General features: G+C 57.8%; 1 rRNA gene. It reads right to left on the bottom strand.

The features are described 5' to 3' along the window. Window positions 1–80, bottom strand: a 16S ribosomal RNA gene (locus IO20_RS0134400); the annotation flags it as partial. Between the last annotated feature and the right edge of the window lie 143 nt (window positions 81–223).

Here is a 223-nt window from a genome sequence, read left to right as displayed (position 1 = left end):
GAAGGGCTTCATCGTTCGACTTGCATGTGTTAAGCACGCCGCCAGCGTTCGTCCTGAGCCAGGATCAAACTCTCCGTGAATGTTTACCGGTTATCCGGTGACACTCGCGTTGAGCGGGACAGTCAGGCCGGAATAAGGCCGACTGTCCACAGCGTCCTCGCTGTGTATGTTGCCTACCCGCCACAAGGGCCGGCAGGACTTTCAAAGGAACCTCGCCATCCGA

This window comes from Streptomyces exfoliatus (assembly GCF_000725545.1).
Taxonomy (GTDB): domain Bacteria; phylum Actinomycetota; class Actinomycetes; order Streptomycetales; family Streptomycetaceae; genus Streptomyces; species Streptomyces exfoliatus.
This window is presented reverse-complemented; position numbering and strand designations above follow the sequence as displayed.